Here is an 18,633-nt window from a genome sequence, read left to right as displayed (position 1 = left end):
TGCGTGTGTGTTTGGTTCTTGGTTTAGCGTCCAGCCGAGGCGCGTTGCGCATCAGCAGATTGGTTATGCGTGCCATGCAGGACCAGGAAGGCATCAACTGCCTTCTGCGCTTGCCGCGCATTGTCCTTGAGGCCCGGTTCGCCGATCAGCATGCGCACATGCAGGTCGGAAACGATCAGCCCGTAAAGCGTGTGATAGGCGGCATCGGCATTGTCAAAACGCAGCAGCCCTGCCCGCTTCCCCTGGTCCATGAGGGCCATGGCGCGGCGATCGATCTGCCGGCGCCCATGCTCAAGCAGCAGCTTTCCGAGCTTGGAGCCTTCGCGATGCGACTGGCCGATCGCCAGGCGGTTCAGCGCCAGCGAGACATCACCCGACAGAACTTCAAGAAGGTCGCGAGCAAAAAGCTCCAGGTGGTCTCGCAGAAGCGGCGCCGTCAGCCGTTCGCCGGACCGTTCCTGGGTGCGGACCTTGGAGGCCTGATAGGCGATCATGGCGGCAAGCAGGCCTTCACGATCGCCGAACCACTTGTAGAGGCTTTCCTTGGAGCAGTTGGCGGCGCGCGCCAAGCCAGATGTCGTCAGCGCCTTTTCACCACCCTCTACAAGCAACCGAAGTGCCTGCTCCAGAACCTCGTTCTGCCGCGGCGAAAATTCGGGCATGTCACTCGTCTCGGGTCTCACTGCTCAACTCTCAGGCTCAAATTCTTCACGTACCGTACCGTACGGTTCCGTTCCTATAGCCGATCCAGCGCCATCGTCAAGCGGTCACGAACGCCCTATCGCTTTTTTCGATTCCGCTTATGATCAACCCCATCCATGGAGGGGAAAGCATCTTGAAAAACGTCATGATCTTGTTGGCGGCGGCCACGCTCGCCGCCCTGCCCTCACTTGCCCCGGCGGCCGAGACTCGCTGCGGCTGGATTTCCAACCCGACGCCGCGCAACTGGTGGCTCGATGACCGCGACAAGACTTGGGTGATCATGACACAGGGGCCGGATGACCAGGAGCCGGAGGGAATGGACCTGATCCCGGACATCTCGGAGAAGGAGTATGTCAGGACAAACGGGAACTATGGTTATGCCTGCGCTTGCCTCTCCGTCGAAACAGACGGAGACGAACGCATCACCAGGATCATCTCGTTCAGGCAGCTCAAGCTGTCGCAGTGCCGCAATGACAAGGCGCTGAAGTTCAAGGGCTGAAGGGTGCGCCGCCTATCGGTTGCGCTGGGACAGGACGCTCAACACCACATCCGCGGCCGCCTCTCCCGATGGCGCAGGAACCTGCAGCCGTTGCCACGTGAGGTCGAAACCCTCCATCATCGCCCGGCGCTGCAGTGTGTCGGAGGAAAGTCGCTCGGCCCAACGGCAGAGGCTCGCCGGTCGCACGACTTCGTTGATGTATTCCGGAACGACAGGATAGTCGGTGATGAGGTTCGGGAGCGCGCCGGTCCAGATCTTGATGCGCTTCGACATCAGGGTGATCAGCCAGTCGGCCTTATAGGCGGAGACGACCGGAACGTTCGACAGCGCCAGTTCGAGGATGACGGTGCCCGAGGCTGCAATTGCAGCATCAGCTTTGGCAAAGGCATCCCATTTTGCGTCGGTTGTGACCGTTATCTCGGCGTTGAGGCCAAGCTCCGCCGCCAGCGAACGGACTAGAGCCTCCTGGCGGGTCACCGTGGGCAGGAGGAACCGCGTCGGACCATTGCGCTCCGAAAACTGACGCGCAGCCTCAGCGAAGATCGGCAGCAGCGCCTTGATCTCCCCGGACCGCGAGCCCGGCAGCAGAAGAATCGTTTTTTGCTCGCCTTCCAGGGGAAGCGGACGTTCTGCCCGAAGACCGCGAACCTTGAGCACGGCAGGATCATCCGTCAAACGATGGCCGACAAACGTGGTGGGCGGACCACCGAGGCGCTGCATCGCTTCCGGCTCGAAAGGCAGCACGGCCAAGACATGGTCGACGTAATCGAGCATCGCCTCGGCACGATACTCCTTCCACGCCCAGACGCTGGGGCAGACATAGTCGATGATCGGCAAGTCAGGCAGCGCCTCGCGCACCTTCTTCGCGACGCGGTGCGTAAAATCGGGGCTGTCGATGATCACGAGCACATCAGGCTTTGCGGCGACAATCGCCGCAGCCGTCTGGTTGATGCGCTTGATCAGGTTTGGCAAGCGCGCCAGGACCTGCGTCAAACCCATGATCGAAAGCTCGGAGAAGTCGAACAGGGATTTCAGCCCCTGCGCCTGCAGAGCCTCTCCACCGACGCCGACCAGTTCGATCTCATCCCCCCGGGGCGCCTTGAGTGCGGCAACAAGATTTCCACCAAGCAGGTCGCCGGAGACCTCGCCGGCCACGACGCCAATTTTCAATGGTCCGGTCATGACAAGCCTCCGTCCGGCAACCCCATGTCGATGCCGCAAATGAAAATTCCGGCCTCGTTTGCGGCTGCAACCATCTTGTCTTCCTCAAGCACGAGCGAGCGTCCTGCCTCGACGGCGATGCCAGCCAGACCCGCGCGCACCGCATTTTCGACCGTCGAGGGTCCAATCGATGGCAGGTCGGCCCGCATATCCTGCTGAGGTTTGCAGAGCTTCACGAGAACGCCCTTGCGACGGGCTGAGATCCGTCCCTCTGCGCGCAGCACTGCAACCCGGTGCAACATCTGGTCGGTCCCTTCGACCCCTTCAAGGGCAACAACGCGACCGCCGATACTGACCGCACCTTGCCCGATATCGAGTTCACCGAGCTTGGTTGCGGCCTCGGCCGCCTTCGTCACGTCACGCTGATCATCGTCACTCGGTTGATGGATGCCGAGCGCGCCGACGCGGGCAAGCAGCGCTGGCGCAATCTCGTGTGCGCCCACTACGGTACATCCCTGCGCCTCGATGATGCCTATCGCCGCCTGCAGAAGCGCATCGTCTCCGCCCGAGATCAGCGTGCCGACCAGCGACGGAAGCTGGCGCAGCGCCTTCCAGTTCGGACGGATATCGCGCCAGTCCGGCCGGCGTTTTACCGCACCCGACAGGACGACCCGGTTGATCCCATGTTGGCGAAAGATGCTGGCGAAGCCGGCTATATCGGCAATGCTTGCGGTGACGGTCTCGAAGCCTTCGAAGGCCTGAGCCGCTTCATTTCGAAGCCGGATCATCAGCGGCTCGTCACCCGCATCGCGCGCTGCCTGCGCCAGGTAGATTGGTAGGAAACCGTCTCCAGCGATGATGGCGAGCCGGCCCGCCGCAGGAGATTGCCGCTGATCGGCCACAGCCGATCAGCTCTTGTTGCGGAAGGGCGACGAGATTGCCCGGTCGCTTGCGGCGGCGATGAAGTCGAGGATTTCCATGACTTCCTTGCTATCGGCATATTCATCGCGAATGGCGGCTGCGTTGGCGCGGATATTTCCCTCGCCTTCGAAGATCGCCTTGTACGCGCGGCGGACGACGTGGATCGTTGAACGTTCGATGCCGGCGCGGCTCATGCCGACGACGTTCAGTCCGCCCAGCACACCAGGGTTGCCGTTCAGCATTCCATACGGGATCACGTCGTAATTGACCGCGGACAGTCCGCCGATGAAGGCCTGACGGCCAATTCGCGTGAACTGATGCACGGCACATCCGCCGCCGAGAATGGCACGATCGGCGACATGGACGTGGCCAGCCAGCATGACGTTGTTCGACATGATGATGTCACTGCCCAGTTGGCAGTCATGCGCCACGTGCGAGTTGGCGAGAAACAGGCAGTTGCTGCCGACGACCGTCTTGCCGCCACCACCGACGGTGCCGCAGTTCATCGTAACACCTTCACGGATCGTGCAGTTATCGCCGATTGTTAGTGACGATTCCTCACCTGCCTCATGAAGGCTTTGGGACACGCCACCAATGACCGCCATCGGAAAGATCTGGCAGTTGCTGCCGATTTCCGTCTTCCCCGTCACGACCGCGTGCGAGTGCAGCTTCGTGCTATCCTTCAGGACAACGCGCGGGCCCACATGCGCAAACGGACCCACGACGACGTTCTCGCCGAGGATAGCGCCGTCCTCGACCACCGCCATGGGGTGAATCTGCGCACTCGCTGCGATCCCGCTCATTCCTCGCCCTTGCGCATCATTGCACCGATATCTGCCTCAGCCACCAGCGCGCCATCTACCTTGGCATCGCAGTGGAACTTCCAGATGTTGCCGCGCTGCTTCAGCTTGGTGACATGGTACTCCACCCGGTCGCCGGGAACCACCGGTTTGCGGAAACGGGCGTTATCAATCGTCATGAAATAGACGAGATGGCCGCCCTCGCCGTCCTTGCGCGCGCAGATCGCGCCAGCCGTCTGGGCCATGCCTTCGACCAGAAGCACGCCCGGCATGATCGGACGGTCCGGGAAATGGCCCGCGAAATGCGGCTCGCTTGCCGTCACGTTCTTGATGCCGATCGCCGAGTTGTCGCCGTCGATATCAATGATCTTGTCGACCAGAAGAAACGGGTAGCGATGGGGCAGCAGCTTCATGATTTCCTGAATATCGGCCGCACCGAGTTCCGGCTTGGTCTCTTCAGTCATTGTTCTTCTCTCCTTTACGCTTCGCCCGTTCATCAGACTGGGCCATCTTCTCGGCCATCTCCCGCAGGAAGTCCTTGATCGGCCGGGCCGGCACACCGCCATAAACCGCGCCTGCCGGCACGCTCGCGACAACACCGCTGAACGCTGCGATCTGTACGCCGTCGTTGATGGTGATATGGCCATTGATGGCGGCAGCACCGCCGATCAGCACGCCGTTGCCAATCCTTGTCGACCCGGCGATGCCGACACCCGACGCGATGCCGCAATGACGGCCAATGCGGACGTTGTGGGCAACCTGCACCTGGTTGTCAATCTTCGTGCCTTCGCCGATGACAGTGTCATCCATCGCGCCACGGTCGATGGTCGTGTTGGCGCCGATCTCGACATTGTCCTGGACGATGACGCGGCCGACCTGAACGATCTTCAGCATACCGCGGGGTCCGGGCGCGAAGCCGAAGCCATCCTGCCCGAGCCGTGCGCCGTTGTGGATGATGACGTTGTTGCCAATCAGGGAAGCGACAATGCTGGCGCCTGCGGCGATTGTGCAGTCGCGGCCGATCTTGACGTCAGCGCCGATCACGCTGCCGGCCCCGATGCGGGTGCCGCTGCCGATCTCGGCGCGTGCACCGATAACAGCCATCGGCTCAACCTCAACACCCGCTTCCAACTTGGCTGTGGGGTCGATGAAGGCCGCCGGAGAGATCCCTCCAGTCGAAGTCACCGGAGACGGGCGCATTGCGATCGGGTGCAGGAAAGCACCGGCCATCGCGAAGGCGGCATGCGGCATCTTGCTGACGAGGACCGCGATGCCTTCCGGCACCACGCTCTGGAGCGCAGCATCGCAGATGATCGCCGATGCCTTGCAGGTCGCCAGTTCGTCGCGGCTCTTGCGGGAAATGATGTAGCAGATCTGCCCTTCGACCGCCCGAGCGACAGGCGCGACCGAACGGATGATGCGATCGCCTGCGGACGGATCAAGCAGATCGGCCCCAAGATGGGCGGCCAGCTCTCGCAGGCTCACGCCACCATGGGGCGGAAAAAATTCATTATGGTCCATAAGCCAGGCTCCGGAGCGGATTTCCGCCCGACGAGCGGGCGGAAACGATCAGAACTGGTTCGCCATGCTGAACCGGAATTCCTGGGTCTCGTCGAAGTCTTCCTTCACCACAGGATGCGCATAGTCGAAGCGGATGTTGCCGAACGGCGAGGCCCACATGATGCCCGCACCGACCGATGCACGCCAGGTCATGTCGGTGCCCTGCGCTGTGCTGGTGCCGAGATCGACCTTGTTGCCATAGAGCGTACCGGCGTCAGCAAAGACTGCAGCGCGGAGCCCGAAGTCTTCCGGAATTGCCGGCATCGGCATCGTCATTTCAGCCGATGCGGTGAAGTAGGTCGTGCCGCCAAGCGGATCGCCGTGATCAACCGTGCGCGGACCAATACCGTCGTTCTCGAAGCCACGAACCTGACGGCCACCCAGAGTGAACTGATCGAAGACGCGCAGGCGGTCACCCGTTGAGAACACATGGCCGGCGCCGATCGCGATCGAGCCGATCAGGTCGGCTTCGGTCGAGAGCGTGTGGAAGTAACGCGCACGCGCCGAGATCTTGTAGAAGTCGGAGTCGCCGCCAAGGCCCGCATATTCATGCGTGAACGTCGCGTAGATACCTTCACGTGCCAGCGTGGTGCTGTCGAGCGTGTTGTAGGTCAGCGTCTGCGAGATCGACGACTGAACGAACTCGCCCTTGTCCACCATCGAGATGTACGGATAGGACAGGTTGTCATCAGCCGTAAACGGCAGATTGTCCGCACCATAGGCACCATCGTTGCCGTATTCGATCTGCTTGTAGGTGTAGCGGAAGGTCGTTGCCAGATCTTCGGTGATCGGCGCCGTTACGCGCAGCGTTACGCCCTGTTCGTCGTAGTCGTAGTAGTCGTTGGACGACGTACGGTTCTTGAAGAGGTCGAAGCCGGCGGCCAGACGATAACCGAGGAAATAAGGCTCGGTGAACGAGATGTTGTAGGTGCGAGCATCCTCAAGACCGCCACCAACGGCGACGCGGATGAACTGGCCACGACCAAGGAAGTTCTTTTCTTCAACCGAAGCCTCGAGCAGGAAGCCATTGCCGCTGCTGCCCGGGGAGTAACCGGCACCGATACCGAACGAACCGGTTGCCTGGTCTTCCACGTCAACGATAACGACAACGCGGTCTGGCGAACTGCCCTGCGAGGTCGAGATATTGACCTTGGTGAAGTAGCCCAGCGCTTCGAGGCGGCGCTTGGCGCGCGAGATCATTTCCTGGTTGAAGGCGTCGCCTTCGCTGAAGTCGAACTCGCGGCGAATGACATAGTCGCGCGTGCGGGTGTTGCCGCGCACTTCGATGCGCTCGACATAGGCGCGCTCGCCCTGGTCGACGAGATAGGTTACGCCGATCGTGCCATTCTGAAGGTTACGGTCGCCGCGCGGTGTGACGCGTGCGAACGGATAACCGGCAGAGGCAACACGACGCGAGATCGCTTCCATCGTCTTCTGGACTTCGCGAGCGTCGTAGGTGGCACCCTCACGAGTCTGCACGAGACCCTGAAGGTCCTGGCCGCTGATGCCGTCAACCGTCGATTCGACGCCGATCGGACCGTACTGGTAGCGCTGGCCTTCTTCGACAGTGAAGGTAATGTTGTACTTGTTGTTGGCTTCGTCGAGCACGGCGTTCGACGAGATCACACGGAAGTCAGGATAGCCGTGGTTGTAGTAGAACTGGCGCAGCGCATCCTCGTCGGCACGCAGCTTGTCTTCGCTATAGACGTCCTTACGGGTCAGGAACGACAGCGGACCGGATTCCTTCGTCAGGATAACGGCCTTCAGGCGGCTGTCGCCATAAGCCTGGTTGCCGACGAAATCGATATCAGCAATCTTGGTGCGGTCGCCCTCGTTGATCACGAAGGCAAGGTTAACGCGACCCTGGCCCACCGGCACGACCTGCGTCGTGATCTGAACGTCGCTGCGGCCGATGGCGCTATACGCCTGGCGCAGACGCTCGATATCGGCATTCACCATGGTTTCGGTGTAGGGGCCGAGCGGCTGGGTCTGAACAGCAGCCTGCAGCTTCTCGTCGGTGATCTTGCGATTGCCGTTGAAGACAACCGTGTTGACCAGTTGCGCTTCGCTAACCGTCACGACCAGCGTGCCGCCGGAAACAGCGATCTTCACATCTGAGAAGTAGCCGGTTGCGTAAAGGCGACGGACGGATTCATCGACATCGCTATTGGAAAAACTCACACCGGGACGGATCGTGAGGTTGGAACGAACAGCCTCTTCGCCTGCCCGCTGAGCGCCGCGCACAGCAATGTTGCGCACGACTGCAGCCTCGGCAGACTGGGTGGAGGCAAGCAACACAACACCTGCGCCGGGGGCAACAACACTAGCAGACAGCGCAACCGCCGACACTGCGTTCAAAAACTTTGAACCAGCCTTCATTTCAATCTTTACCTTTTCCCGTTGTCCCTCGGCGGGCGGAACCCGACTCCGGCCACGTGTGTGGTTTTACCTTCTTTTGCCCTACAAGCAAGCTATCGCGTTAATTTCTATTTACTTCCTTCATAGCCGTGGCCCAATGGCCACGCAACTGTTGGAAACATGGTCAACAAACTGTTATTTCGCCTGTTTTTAAGCGTTAACCGATCAGGTTGGTGATGTCGTTGAAGGTCGCAAAGACCATGAGACTAAGCACCATGGCAAGCCCAATCCTGAAGGCAATCTCCTGAGCGCCGGCGCCGAGCGGGCGTCCGCGGATCGCCTCGATCGCGTAAAATACGAGATGCCCGCCGTCCAGAACTGGCACAGGCATGAGGTTCAGGAGGCCGATCGATACCGATAAGACGGCAGCCAGTTGCACCACCGCGGCAAAGCCCAAGGTCGCCATCTGGCCGGATGCCTGGGCCACCCTCACCGGCCCGCCGAGCTGGTCCGCCTTCATGCGTCCCGTGACGAGATTGCCGATATAACGGAAGGTGCCGGTGATGATGTGCCCGGTTTCCTTCACGCCCTCGCTGACCGCCTGGATCGGCGAAAAGGTCTCGACGCGGAAGTTGCCGCGCTGCTCGTTTGTGACAATCCCGATCAGCCCAAGTTCAACCTTGTTACCAAACTGGTCGGTCACTTCCGAGCGCTTCGGCACCATCGGCAGGTCCATGTCGCGGCCGTCGCGCTCGACGGTCACGGTGATGGGCGTCTCCGGCCGGATGCTGACATAACGGCGGACATCGTCGAAGGTGCGGATGCGGGTCCCATCGAGCGCCACCAGCCGGTCGCCCGGCAGAACGCCGGCAGCCTCGGCCGCACTGTTGGGCTGCACTTCGGCGACGACCGGGTCAGCAATGACCTTGCCATAGACGCTGAAGAGAATGGCGAAGATTGCAATCGCCAGGATGAAATTGGCAATTGGACCGGCAGCGACCGTGGCCGCTCTTTTCCACAGCTTTGCGCCGGCAAGCGTCTGCGCCTTTTCGGATTCGGACAGTCCTTCCAGCCCGCTGGCATCCGGCATGCTGGCGACGTCGTCGTCGCCGTAGAATTTCACATAGCCGCCAAGTGGGATGGCCGAGAGCTTCCATCGCGTCCCATGTTTGTCGGTGAAACCGACAAGCTCCGGGCCAAATCCAACAGAGAAAGCGGTCGAGCGGATTCCGCACCAGCGACCCACCAGGTAGTGGCCCATCTCGTGCACGAAGACGAGCAGGGACAGCACCAGAATGAAGGGAATGATATAGCCGGTGAGGAAGCTGAAGATGGCCATCGAAGTTTCCGTTTCACAAATGTATCGACCGTCGATGGACGTCAGAATCCAAACAGGAAGGCCGCTACGGGCATTTCGGGACGGCCCGCCAGGGCCGAATACGCTACAGACAGCAAAAACGCTGCGAAGCAGGCGAAAACGAGGCCATCGACCCGATCCATCACGCCGCCGTGTCCCGGGATGAGGTGGCTTGAGTCCTTCACGCCGAACCGGCGCTTGATGAAGGATTCGAAGAGATCACCAATCTGGCTCGCGACCGAGAGCAGAAAGGCGATGACAATCGTCCACAGCGACAGGCGCGAAAAGACGACAAGCGTCAGAGCCGAGCTCGCGATGATTGCCGAAACGGTACCGCCGACCGCACCGGACCAGGTCTTGCCGGGTGAGATTCGCGGCGCAAGCTTTGGACCCTTCAGGGCGCGGCCCACGAAGTAGGCCAGGATGTCGGTCGCCCAGACGACCGCGAAGATGAACAGCATCGCCATCAGGCCGGCCTGGTCATCGGCGCGGATTGCAGCAAGCGAGATGCCGCTCAGGCCGGAGTAGACGATGCCGCCAGGGAGCCACCAGTTGGCTCGCCCGAGGAGAACCAGAAGGATCGCTGTGATCGTTGCACCACCCAAAACCGGTACGCTGAAGACGCCTTCATTGAGGACAAGGTCGGCAGCCAAAAGCCCGATGATGACCCAACCGAAGGCATTGGTGCGGAAGTTGCGCTCCGCCAGCCGCGTCATCGTTGACCATTCGTAATAGATCAGCAGCGCCGTGAGCGCCGCGACAAGGCGGAACCAGTTTCCGCCATAGTAGGTCGCCGCCAGGATGACGACCGCCAGAACGATCCCGGAAAGAATGCGACGCTTGAGTTCCCCGCTCATCAACCAACCACCGCAGCGGTCTTGGTCGACAAGCCACCGAACCGACGGTCACGCGAGGCGAAGATCTCCAGCGCATGGTTGAAGAGCCTGCGGTCGAAATCCGGCCAGTAGTCGGGAATGAAGACGAGCTCTGAATAGGCCGCCTGCCAGAGCAGGAAGTTCGACAGTCGCTCTTCGCCACTCGTCCGGATGATCAGTTCCGGGTCGGGGATTTCAGCGGTGTCGAGATTGCGGCTTATCATCTCGACATCAATGTCGGACGCCTTGAGGGCGCCCTGCTCCACCTGCGTGGCAAGCTTGGCCATGGCGCGCGCAATCTCGTTGCGGGCACCATAGTTAAAGGCGATCACCAGCGTCAGGGCCGTATTGAACTTGGTGGTTTCCTCCGCCTCCAGAAGAAGCGGAAGGATGTCGCCACGCAGGTTCTCGCGCTCGCCGATAATCTTGATTCGCACGTTTTCACGGTGCAGTTCAGCCAGGTCGCGACGGATGAACCGGCGCAGCAGGCCCAGGAGGTCGTTCACCTCGCTTTCGGGCCGGCGCCAGTTTTCAGACGAGAAGGCGAACAGCGTCAGATATTTGACGCCCGCCTCGCCCGCGGCACGTACGGTCTCGCGAACGGCCTCGACGCCCTTGCTGTGCCCGACAGTGCGCGGCAGCCCACGCTTGTTGGCCCACCGCCCGTTGCCATCCATGATGATGGCAACGTGTTGAGGAATTATCGCAAGTTCAAGCTTCGCCATTTCGATGCGTTTCCTTCAGCAGGCCAAGTAACAGGGTGGCCTGCGCCAGCTAGACCTGCATGATTTCCTTTTCTTTCTCGGCAAGCAAGCGGTCGACTTCCGAAATCGTCTCGTCCGTCATCTTCTGTACTTTTTCCGACTGGGCGCGGCTTTCGTCCTGGCCGATTACCCCGTCTTTTTCCGCCTTTTTCAGTCCATCCATGCCGTCGCGGCGCACGTGGCGAGCCGCCACCTTGGCCTTTTCGGCGTAGTCATGGGCGACCTTGACGAGCGACTTGCGGCGCTCTTCGTTAAGCTCCGGAAGCGGAATACGCAGGTTCTGGCCGTCAACGATCGGGTTGAGGCCGAGATGCGATTCGCGGATGGCGCGATCGACGGCACCCACCATGGACTTGTCCCAGATGGACACGCCGAGCATGCGCGGCTCCGGCACGGTGATGTTGGCAACCTGGTTCAGCGGCACGCGCGATCCATAGGCTTCAACCGTTACCGGGTCGAGAATGTTGGCCGACGCACGGCCGGTACGCAGAGATGCGATATCGTTCTTGAATGCGGCGACTGCACCATCCATGCGCCGCTTGATGTCACTAAGATCAATTCCACTCATCCGAATACTCCCTTAACTTTTCCTGGCAGCGTTCAACGCTGCCGTTCAATCGTCAGCTACGATGGTCTTGCGACCGCCGCCGGTCAAGATTTGCGCGAAGCCGCCCTTCTCGTGGATCGAGAAGACGATGATCGGGATCGCGTTTTCGCGCGCCAGTGCCACGGCCGCGACGTCCATGACGGCGAGACCCTTTTCCAGGACTTCGCCATGCGTCAGCGTCTCGAACCGAGTCGCGGTTGGATCCTTCTTCGGGTCGGCGGTGTAGATGCCGTCGACCTGGGTACCCTTCAGGATTGCCTCGGCACCGATTTCGGCTGCACGCAGCGCCGCAGCCGAGTCGGTCGTGAAGAACGGGTTGCCGGTGCCGCCCGCGAAGATCACAACGCGACCCTGTGCGAGGTGATGCAGTGCCTGGCGCTGCGAGAAGCTTTCGCAAATCTCGGGCATGGAGATCGCCGACAAGACAACCGTGTCGATGTTCTGCTTGCGCAGCGAGGTCGCAAGCGCCAGTGCGTTAATCACCGTACCGAGCATGCCCATGTGGTCGCCCGTCACGCGATCGCCGCCCTTCGAGGCGACTGCGACACCGCGGAAGATGTTGCCGCCGCCGACAACCACGCCAACGTCCACGCCCATGGCGCGAGCCTCGGCGATATCAGAGGCGATCCGATCGGCAACATTCACGTCGATGCCGAAGCCCTGGCTGCCCATGAGCGCCTCGCCGGAAGCCTTGAGCAAGACACGCTTGTAGATTGGCTTGGACGACATCGGCTACTCCTTGGGAAAACTGCCTGGGCAAGGTCAAACGCGTTTGCGGATACACGAAGGGCACCGGCTTGTCACCGGTGCCCTTTTCTATTTCGCAGATTTGGATGCTGAATAACTCAGGCCAACTGAGGGCGATCAGCCCTTGGCAACAGCCGCGACTTCAGCAGCGAAGTCGGACTCTTCCTTTTCAACGCCTTCGCCGAGCAGCAGGCGGGCCATGCCGGTGATTTCGATCGGCGCGCCAACTTCCTTTTCAGCAGCCTTGACGGCATCGCCAACGGTCTGGTCCGGGTTGATGACGAAAGCCTGCGAGAGAAGTGCAACTTCTTCGAAGAACTTGCGCATGCGGCCTTCAACCATCTTTTCGATGATGGCGTCCGGCTTGCCGGAAGCGCGCGACTGCTCGATGAACACGTTGCGCTCGCGCTCGGCAACTGCTGCGTCGACTTCTTCGGCGCGGATGGCGAGCGGGTTGGTTGCAGCGATGTGCATGGCGATCTGGCGACCGATGGCGTTCAGAGCGTCCTTGTTGCCGGTGGACTTGAGGGCAACCAAAACACCGAGCTTGCCGAGACGGTCAGCAGCAGCGTTGTGGATGTAGGTGGCAACAACACCGTCTTCGACTTCAAGAGCAGCCGAACGACGCAGGTTCATGTTTTCGCCGATGGTGGCAACTGCGTCCTTTATGGTGTCGGTAACGGACTTGCCGGTTGCCGGGTAGGTAGCAGCGCTGACGGCGTCAACCGAGCCATCGGTGCCAAGAGCAACGTCGGCTACGCCGCGAACCATGCTCTGGAATGCGTCGTTACGGGCAACGAAGTCGGTTTCGGAGTTGATTTCAACAACAACGGCCTTGGTGCCGTTGCTGGCAACGCCGATCAGGCCTTCTGCAGCGGTACGGCCAGACTTCTTGTCGGCCTTTGCGATGCCCTTGGCGCGCAGCCAGTCGATGGCTGCTTCGATGTCGCCATTGTTTTCAGCAAGCGCCTTCTTGCAGTCCATCATGCCAGCGCCAGACTTTTCGCGCAGTTCCTTAACAAGTGCAGCGGTGATTTCAGCCATTTTCGTGCCTCTTATCGTTTCGATTGCGTGTCGCCGGAAGAACGTCGGCAGACTCGAGGTTTTGGGACGAATGTACCCGGATGTATGACGGCGTGATGCTAGACATCACGGTCGCGACTGTCTCTACGACGGGCCTCAATGGCCTGCGGTGACGGTCGCTTCAAATGACGAAGGCCAGGGATAACGGTATCTCTGGCCTCTGTCGTAATCACGGAGCCGAGCGGATGAGCCGCCCGGACGGCCTTAAGCTTCTGCTTCGCCTTCGAGAGCCGGCTCGATCGGAGCTTCAGCGGAAGCGCCGAGGTCACGGCCCGAAGCGCCCTGCTGGCGAGCGATGCCGTCGATGGCAGCGCGAGCGATCAGGTCGGTATAGAGAGCGATGGCGCGCGAAGCGTCGTCGTTACCCGGGATCGGGTAGTCGATGAGGTCCGGATCGCAGTTCGAGTCGATGATGGCAACGACCGGGATACCCAGGCGCTTGGCTTCATCGATAGCGATCTTTTCCTTATTCGTGTCGATGATGAACATCAGGTCCGGCGTGCCGCCCATGTCGCGGATACCGCCAAGAGCCTTTTCAAGCTTTTCGCGTTCGCGCTCGAGGTTCAGGCGCTCCTTCTTGGAGTAGCCGGACTGCTCCGAACCGAGGATCTCGTCGAGCTTGCGCAGACGCTGGATCGAGTTAGAAATGGTCTTCCAGTTGGTCATCATGCCGCCGAGCCAGCGGGAGTTGACGTAGTACTGGGCCGAACGCTTCGCCGAGTCGGCGATCAGTTCAGAAGCCTGGCGCTTGGTACCAACGAACAGAACGCGGCCGCCGCGAGCAACGGTGTCGGACACGACCTGAAGGGCGCGCGACAGCATCGGAACGGTCTGAGCCAGGTCGATGATGTGGATGTTGTTACGATCGCCGAAGATGTACGGCTTCATCTTCGGGTTCCAGCGATGGGTCTGGTGGCCGAAGTGAACACCAGCTTCCAGAAGCTGGCGCATGCTGAAATCAGGCAATGCCATGCCTTTTTCTCCTTTTCCGGTTGAACCTCCGCAAGGCGACCAGCATCCTCTTCGAGGACGCCACCGGGCGGAACCGTTCGGATTTCTCCCGACCGATCCCATGCCTTACGTGTGGAATGGTGGTGGCCATATAGCTGTTAGGCCGGAAAAGCAAGCGGCAAAGGCGAGAAATCACCTCTCTGTCAGTGCGAGCTTGGCGCCAAGCCCGACGAAGGCTGCCGCGAAGCTGCGCCGCATCCAGGCGAGCACGCGTGGACGGCTGATTACCTGGTCGCGCATGACAGCGGCAAAGCATCCGTATATCGCAAAGACGATGAAGGTCATTGCCATGAAGACCGCACTCAGAGTCAGCATCTTGAGGAACGCACCCGGATCCTGCGACGGAACGAACTGCGGCAGGAAGGCAAAGAAGAAGATCGACAGCTTCGGATTGAGGAGGTTGATCAGGATGCTGGTGACAATTACCTGCCGTGCCGACTTCGGCACGTTCCCCTCGTCCACGCTCAACGCGCCCTTCTCCCGCAAGGTGTTCCAGGCCATGTAGAGAAGGTAGGCGACGCCAAGATACTTGCTTATGTCGAAGGCGAGCGCACTGGTGTGCAGGATCGCCGCCAAACCCGTAATCGCGGCCGCCATATGCGGGATGATCCCGAGCGTGCAGCCGAAGGCAGCAATGAGGCTCGCCCGCCCGCCACGCGTCAGCCCCGCGGCGATCGTGTAAAGCGCGCCAGTTCCCGGCGAGGCGATGATGAAAAGAGATGTCAGCAGGAATTCGATGCTCATTGTCCCCTCCCGGAGGTGCGAGATACGAAAAATGCTTGTTGCGCCCGCGCCTACTTAGACGGAGCGGGACATGTGTCTTCCTCCGGCTTCAGCGTTTCCAGCTTCACCAGGTTGCCGGACAGCGAAAAGTCGCCGTAGTCCATGGTAAGGTCGCGGGTGATGCCGTTCTCATAAAGCTTGAACGACATGTTGTAGACCGGCGTCGGGTCCCCCACCGCGCTCTCGTTGAAGTAAGCGATGGTCACCGGCCAGTAAGGCTCCGCGGCGAACTCACCTGCCTTCTCGGCGTCCGCATCGTCCTTCGCCGGCTCCTGCTTCTTGCCGATGACCGTCGTCGTCACAAGCGCCTGGTCGCCATTTTCGGATCCATCAAAGACGCGCGCTTCAAAGAAGTTCTTCCCCTGCTTGGCGTTTTCGATAACGTCCAGCATGTGGCCGGTCGGGAAGTCGCTCATCGGCAGTTCGATCTCGCGGCCATCCGGCTGCGTCAGCTCCACCTTGACACCGTTCTCGGCTGCCTTGGCGTCGCCTACCAGCTGCTTGTCCAGTTGCTCGTCCGTGAAAGACTTTGTCTCGAAGTGGAACTGGCCGGCAGTCAGATCCTCGTAGGTCGTCGTCTGCTGGTCGCTGAGACGCGTCTCCTCGCCGGTGCTGATCTTGGTTACAAGGCGGAAGTTGGTCGAGAACCCAGTGCAGGCGGAGCCCGTGAACTCGTAGACCATGCGCCCGACCATGCCTTCGATGCCGGAACGCTCCGATGCATCCTTCAGCTTGAGATCGTAAATGGCGCGATGTGGCACCAGTGCCCGAGCCCCGCTCTCGACAGTCGCCTCGCTTGAAGTAGCAACGACCAGGCTCGACCCGCCGAAAAGGAGCGCCACGAGGCTCTTGCGCAACATTCACATTCTCCTGTTGGACTCAGCCCAGGTGTAATAAGAACTGCATCTGGCCAAGCTAAGGCCTTGATGCAGGATTTTTGGATTTTTTACAACAAAACGGAGTCTGATGTGGCCGAAGTAATCGAAGCGCGCCTGAAGGAATTGGGGATCACCCTGCCCATTGCAGCTGCGCCTGCCGCCAACTACCTTCCCTACGTGATCACCGGCAATCTTCTGTTCATTTCCGGCCAGTTGCCGAACGAAAACGGGAAGGTTGCCGTCACCGGTCTGGTGGGACGCGATGTCGATGTCGCGACGGCAACCCGCGCGGCAGAACTCTGCGCGATCAACATCCTTGCCCAGGCCAAGGCAGCTCTGGGCGGTGATCTTGGACGCGTGAAGCAGGTGGTGAAGCTTTCGAGCTTCATCGCGTCCGCTCCGGACTTCGTCGAACAGCATGTAGTTACCAACGGCGCCTCGAACCTGATCGCCAACGTCCTCGGCGAGGCCGGCAAGCATGCACGTGCCGCCGTCGGCATGGCCGCGCTGCCGCTCAACGCATCGGTTGAAATCGAAGCCATTATCGAGATCACGGCATGACCGATACAAGCTGGATCAAGGAAACGCCGATCGCCCACCGCGGCTACCACGACACGAACAAGCTGGTTTGGGAAAACACCCTGTCCGCCTTTGCGCGTGCCGCGGAAGCGGGCTTTGCGATCGAATGTGACGTGCAGCTTGCGGCCGACAGCGTGCCGGTGGTCTTCCACGATGACGACCTCCAGCGTCTGTGCGGCATCAAGGGTGATCTGCGTGAGAAGACTTCCGCCGAGCTTGGCATGCTCGCCGTTGGCGGCACGAAGGACAAGGTCCCGACGCTGAAGCAGATGCTCCAGCTCGTGGACGGTCGCGTTCCGCTGGTCATCGAGGTCAAGGGCCGCACCGCAGGCGACGACGACGGTTTTGCCGAAGCCGTGCTCGAAGCGCTGGAAGGATACAAGGGCAAGGTCGCCCTGATGAGCTTCGACCACCATATCCTGAGGGACCTGAAAATGGCCGGTTCCCCCTGGCCGGTCGGGCTTACTGCGGAAGGCGACAAGCCGGAAGACCTCTTCAAGCACGACGAGGCAATGCAACTCGGGGTCGATTTCATCTCCTACCATTGGCCGCATTTACCAAACAGCTTCATCACCGCGCAGCGCGGATCCGGCGTCCCGGTGATTACCTGGACAGTCAGTAATGGAAACGGACGGGCTCAAAGCTATCTTCATGCGGACCAAATGACCTTCGAGGGTTTCGACCCGCGTGAAATGGATGCCCAATAAGGGACGAATGACCGGTAAACTGACAATCCGTGTCGAGCAGTCGCTGAGCGCGATCAGTTCCCAGAGCTGGTCGCGCCTTTCCGGCGCATCCAGGAATGCAACGGACGGGACACCCTATAATCCGTTCATATCTCATGCTTTTCTGTCGGCGCTGGAAGAATCCGGGTCTGCAACAGCAAAGACCGGATGGCTGGGGCATCACCTCCTGCTGGAGGATGACAAGGGCGACTTGATCGGTGCAGTGCCCGGTTATCTCAAGAACCACAGCCAGGGGGAATATGTTTTCGACCATGGCTGGGCGGACGCCTTCGAGCGCGCCGGTGGTCGCTATTATCCAAAGCTTCAATGCTCGGTGCCTTTCACGCCGGCAACCGGCCCTCGCCTCCTTGTCTCCGCAGGCCACGACAAGCCATCAACGGAACTGACGCTCGCGGCAGGTCTCCAGGAAGTGACACGACAACTCGGTGTGTCCTCAGCCCACGTCACCTTCGTGGCGGAAGACCAGCTGGCAGCCTTCGAAGAAGCGGAATACCTGCACCGCACGGACAAGCAGTTTCACTTCCTGAACCAGGGATATGCCGATCATGAGGCCTTCCTGGAGACGCTGGCATCCCGAAAGCGAAAGGCGCTGAAGAAGGAACGGCGCGCCGCGCTTGAGAACGGCATCGCGATCGACTGGCTCACCGGCAAAGACCTTACGGAAGCCATCTGGGACCAGTTCTACGAATTCTACATGGACACTGGCGGGCGCAAGTGGGGCCGGCCCTACCTGACCCGGCAGTTCTACTCGCTCATCGGCGAGCGCATGGCCGACGACATCCTGCTCGTCATGGCCAGGCGCGACGGCCGTTACATCGCTGGAGCCATCAATTTCATCGGTGGCGATGCGCTATACGGTCGCCATTGGGGCTGCATCGAAGACCGCCCCTTCCTGCATTTTGAGGTGTGTTACCACCAGGCGATCGATTTTGCGCTTGCCAAAGGCCTGCAGCGTGTCGAAGCCGGTGCGCAGGGCGAACACAAGCTGGCGCGCGGTTACCTACCGGTGACAACACATTCGATGCATTACATCGCCCATCCTGGCCTGCGCCGCGCCGTCGCCGACTATCTTGAGCGCGAGCGCCAGGAAGTGGAATACATGAACGAGTACCTGCAGGAGCACAGCCCCTTTCGCAAGGGGGAGCGCCAGCAGGAACAGGATTGAGAGCCAACGCCGCGACACCGCATGAGGGAGACAAGAT

20 protein-coding genes are annotated in these 18,633 nt (G+C 60.6%); 4 read left to right on the top strand and 16 right to left on the bottom strand.

Annotated elements, in window-relative coordinates:
* Positions 1 to 23: 23 nt before the first annotated feature.
* Positions 24 to 662, bottom strand: a complete 639-nt coding sequence (locus M0654_RS13580; protein ID WP_118849609.1) for a TetR/AcrR family transcriptional regulator — start codon at positions 660 to 662, stop codon at positions 24 to 26.
* Positions 663 to 847: 185 nt separating this feature from the next.
* Between M0654_RS13580 and M0654_RS13575 the strand changes: the two genes are divergently transcribed.
* The gene (locus tag M0654_RS13575) at positions 848 to 1,201 is read left to right on the top strand and encodes a DUF4087 domain-containing protein (RefSeq protein WP_248683598.1); all 354 of its coding nucleotides are present in this window, start codon (positions 848 to 850) and stop codon (positions 1,199 to 1,201) included.
* Positions 1,202 to 1,213: 12 nt separating this feature from the next.
* Here M0654_RS13575 and lpxB read toward each other — a convergent pair whose 3' ends face one another.
* The 15 genes from lpxB to M0654_RS13500 all read right to left on the bottom strand — a co-directional run bounded on the left by lpxB (position 1,214) and on the right by M0654_RS13500 (position 16,088).
* Positions 1,214 to 2,383: a lipid-A-disaccharide synthase gene (gene lpxB / locus M0654_RS13570; RefSeq protein ID WP_248683597.1), complete on the bottom strand. Its 1,170-nt coding sequence runs from the start codon at positions 2,381 to 2,383 to the stop codon at positions 1,214 to 1,216.
* Entirely contained in the window at positions 2,380 to 3,264 is an 885-nt protein-coding gene (locus M0654_RS13565) for an LpxI family protein (protein WP_248683596.1), read from the bottom strand. Before M0654_RS13565 ends, lpxB begins: the two co-directional genes overlap by 4 nt.
* Positions 3,265 to 3,270: 6 nt before the next feature.
* Positions 3,271 to 4,086: an acyl-ACP--UDP-N-acetylglucosamine O-acyltransferase gene (gene lpxA / locus M0654_RS13560; protein ID WP_248683594.1), complete on the bottom strand. Its 816-nt coding sequence runs from the start codon at positions 4,084 to 4,086 to the stop codon at positions 3,271 to 3,273.
* The gene (gene fabZ, locus M0654_RS13555) at positions 4,083 to 4,547 is read right to left on the bottom strand and encodes a 3-hydroxyacyl-ACP dehydratase FabZ (RefSeq protein ID WP_118849605.1); all 465 of its coding nucleotides are present in this window, start codon (positions 4,545 to 4,547) and stop codon (positions 4,083 to 4,085) included. The genes lpxA and fabZ overlap by 4 nt, the downstream gene beginning before the upstream one ends.
* Positions 4,540 to 5,604 (bottom strand): UDP-3-O-(3-hydroxymyristoyl)glucosamine N-acyltransferase, encoded by a 1,065-nt coding sequence (gene lpxD, locus M0654_RS13550; protein ID WP_248683592.1) that lies wholly within the window; start codon positions 5,602 to 5,604, stop codon positions 4,540 to 4,542. Before lpxD ends, fabZ begins: the two co-directional genes overlap by 8 nt.
* A 48-nt stretch (positions 5,605 to 5,652) precedes the next feature.
* On the bottom strand, positions 5,653 to 8,022 hold the full coding sequence (gene bamA, locus M0654_RS13545) for an outer membrane protein assembly factor BamA (RefSeq protein WP_248683591.1): 2,370 nt from the start codon (positions 8,020 to 8,022) through the stop codon (positions 5,653 to 5,655).
* Between the two features lie 196 nt (positions 8,023 to 8,218).
* Positions 8,219 to 9,340, bottom strand: a complete 1,122-nt coding sequence (rseP, locus tag M0654_RS13540; protein WP_248683590.1) for an RIP metalloprotease RseP — start codon at positions 9,338 to 9,340, stop codon at positions 8,219 to 8,221.
* 41 nt (positions 9,341 to 9,381) lie between these two features.
* Positions 9,382 to 10,215: a phosphatidate cytidylyltransferase gene (locus M0654_RS13535; protein ID WP_248683589.1), complete on the bottom strand. Its 834-nt coding sequence runs from the start codon at positions 10,213 to 10,215 to the stop codon at positions 9,382 to 9,384.
* The gene (locus M0654_RS13530) at positions 10,215 to 10,958 is read right to left on the bottom strand and encodes an isoprenyl transferase (RefSeq protein WP_118849600.1); all 744 of its coding nucleotides are present in this window, start codon (positions 10,956 to 10,958) and stop codon (positions 10,215 to 10,217) included. Before M0654_RS13530 ends, M0654_RS13535 begins: the two co-directional genes overlap by 1 nt.
* 49 nt (positions 10,959 to 11,007) lie before the next feature.
* On the bottom strand, positions 11,008 to 11,565 hold the full coding sequence (gene frr, locus M0654_RS13525) for a ribosome recycling factor (RefSeq protein WP_118849599.1): 558 nt from the start codon (positions 11,563 to 11,565) through the stop codon (positions 11,008 to 11,010).
* A 45-nt stretch (positions 11,566 to 11,610) separates the two neighbouring features.
* On the bottom strand, positions 11,611 to 12,333 hold the full coding sequence (gene pyrH, locus M0654_RS13520) for a UMP kinase (RefSeq protein WP_118849598.1): 723 nt from the start codon (positions 12,331 to 12,333) through the stop codon (positions 11,611 to 11,613).
* A gap of 135 nt (positions 12,334 to 12,468) precedes the next feature.
* A complete protein-coding gene (gene tsf, locus M0654_RS13515) occupies positions 12,469 to 13,395 on the bottom strand; it encodes a translation elongation factor Ts (protein ID WP_118849597.1) in 927 nt (308 codons plus the stop codon).
* Positions 13,396 to 13,638: 243 nt separating this feature from the next.
* On the bottom strand, positions 13,639 to 14,406 hold the full coding sequence (gene rpsB, locus M0654_RS13510; RefSeq protein WP_117191361.1) for a 30S ribosomal protein S2: 768 nt from the start codon (positions 14,404 to 14,406) through the stop codon (positions 13,639 to 13,641).
* 171 nt (positions 14,407 to 14,577) lie between these two features.
* On the bottom strand, positions 14,578 to 15,189 hold the full coding sequence (locus M0654_RS13505; protein ID WP_248683587.1) for a LysE family translocator: 612 nt from the start codon (positions 15,187 to 15,189) through the stop codon (positions 14,578 to 14,580).
* 50 nt (positions 15,190 to 15,239) lie between these two features.
* Positions 15,240 to 16,088: a cell envelope integrity EipB family protein gene (locus M0654_RS13500; RefSeq protein WP_248683586.1), complete on the bottom strand. Its 849-nt coding sequence runs from the start codon at positions 16,086 to 16,088 to the stop codon at positions 15,240 to 15,242.
* A 108-nt stretch (positions 16,089 to 16,196) separates the two neighbouring features.
* Between M0654_RS13500 and M0654_RS13495 the strand changes: the two genes are divergently transcribed.
* The 3 genes from M0654_RS13495 to M0654_RS13485 are packed head-to-tail and all read left to right on the top strand — an operon-like array spanning position 16,197 to position 18,596.
* Positions 16,197 to 16,667 (top strand): RidA family protein, encoded by a 471-nt coding sequence (locus M0654_RS13495; protein ID WP_248683585.1) that lies wholly within the window; start codon positions 16,197 to 16,199, stop codon positions 16,665 to 16,667.
* Positions 16,664 to 17,392, top strand: a complete 729-nt coding sequence (locus M0654_RS13490) for a glycerophosphodiester phosphodiesterase (RefSeq protein ID WP_248683583.1) — start codon at positions 16,664 to 16,666, stop codon at positions 17,390 to 17,392. The genes M0654_RS13495 and M0654_RS13490 overlap by 4 nt, the downstream gene beginning before the upstream one ends.
* A 7-nt stretch (positions 17,393 to 17,399) precedes the next feature.
* Positions 17,400 to 18,596, top strand: coding sequence for a GNAT family N-acetyltransferase (locus tag M0654_RS13485; RefSeq protein WP_248683581.1), 1,197 nt, complete (start codon positions 17,400 to 17,402; stop codon positions 18,594 to 18,596).
* The last annotated feature ends 37 nt before the right edge of the window (positions 18,597 to 18,633 follow it).

This window comes from Neorhizobium turbinariae, from assembly GCF_023223505.1.
In the GTDB taxonomy this organism is placed as follows: Bacteria; Pseudomonadota; Alphaproteobacteria; order Rhizobiales; family Rhizobiaceae; genus Neorhizobium; species Neorhizobium turbinariae.
The sequence above is the reverse complement of the archived record's forward strand: the minus strand, read 5'-3'. Positions and strand labels throughout refer to the sequence as shown.

What these genes read in the sequence shown, in the direction of transcription:
- rpsB (WP_117191361.1), bottom strand. Translation starts at nt 14,406, where the DNA reads ATGGCATTGCCTGATTTCAGCATGCGCCAGCTTCTGGAAGCTGGTGTT.
- rseP (WP_248683590.1), bottom strand. Translation starts at nt 9,340, where the DNA reads ATGGCCATCTTCAGCTTCCTCACCGGCTATATCATTCCCTTCATTCTG.
- lpxD (WP_248683592.1), bottom strand. Translation starts at nt 5,604, where the DNA reads ATGGACCATAATGAATTTTTTCCGCCCCATGGTGGCGTGAGCCTGCGA.
- bamA (WP_248683591.1), bottom strand. Translation starts at nt 8,022, where the DNA reads ATGAAGGCTGGTTCAAAGTTTTTGAACGCAGTGTCGGCGGTTGCGCTG.
- pyrH (WP_118849598.1), bottom strand. Translation starts at nt 12,333, where the DNA reads ATGTCGTCCAAGCCAATCTACAAGCGTGTCTTGCTCAAGGCTTCCGGC.
- M0654_RS13500 (WP_248683586.1), bottom strand. Translation starts at nt 16,088, where the DNA reads ATGTTGCGCAAGAGCCTCGTGGCGCTCCTTTTCGGCGGGTCGAGCCTG.
- M0654_RS13530 (WP_118849600.1), bottom strand. Translation starts at nt 10,958, where the DNA reads ATGGCGAAGCTTGAACTTGCGATAATTCCTCAACACGTTGCCATCATC.
- tsf (WP_118849597.1), bottom strand. Translation starts at nt 13,395, where the DNA reads ATGGCTGAAATCACCGCTGCACTTGTTAAGGAACTGCGCGAAAAGTCT.
- M0654_RS13505 (WP_248683587.1), bottom strand. Translation starts at nt 15,189, where the DNA reads ATGAGCATCGAATTCCTGCTGACATCTCTTTTCATCATCGCCTCGCCG.
- lpxB (WP_248683597.1), bottom strand. Translation starts at nt 2,383, where the DNA reads ATGACCGGACCATTGAAAATTGGCGTCGTGGCCGGCGAGGTCTCCGGC.
- M0654_RS13490 (WP_248683583.1), top strand. Translation starts at nt 16,664, where the DNA reads ATGACCGATACAAGCTGGATCAAGGAAACGCCGATCGCCCACCGCGGC.
- lpxA (WP_248683594.1), bottom strand. Translation starts at nt 4,086, where the DNA reads ATGAGCGGGATCGCAGCGAGTGCGCAGATTCACCCCATGGCGGTGGTC.
- M0654_RS13575 (WP_248683598.1), top strand. Translation starts at nt 848, where the DNA reads ATGATCTTGTTGGCGGCGGCCACGCTCGCCGCCCTGCCCTCACTTGCC.
- frr (WP_118849599.1), bottom strand. Translation starts at nt 11,565, where the DNA reads ATGAGTGGAATTGATCTTAGTGACATCAAGCGGCGCATGGATGGTGCA.
- M0654_RS13580 (WP_118849609.1), bottom strand. Translation starts at nt 662, where the DNA reads ATGCCCGAATTTTCGCCGCGGCAGAACGAGGTTCTGGAGCAGGCACTT.
- M0654_RS13535 (WP_248683589.1), bottom strand. Translation starts at nt 10,215, where the DNA reads ATGAGCGGGGAACTCAAGCGTCGCATTCTTTCCGGGATCGTTCTGGCG.
- M0654_RS13485 (WP_248683581.1), top strand. Translation starts at nt 17,400, where the DNA reads ATGACCGGTAAACTGACAATCCGTGTCGAGCAGTCGCTGAGCGCGATC.
- fabZ (WP_118849605.1), bottom strand. Translation starts at nt 4,547, where the DNA reads ATGACTGAAGAGACCAAGCCGGAACTCGGTGCGGCCGATATTCAGGAA.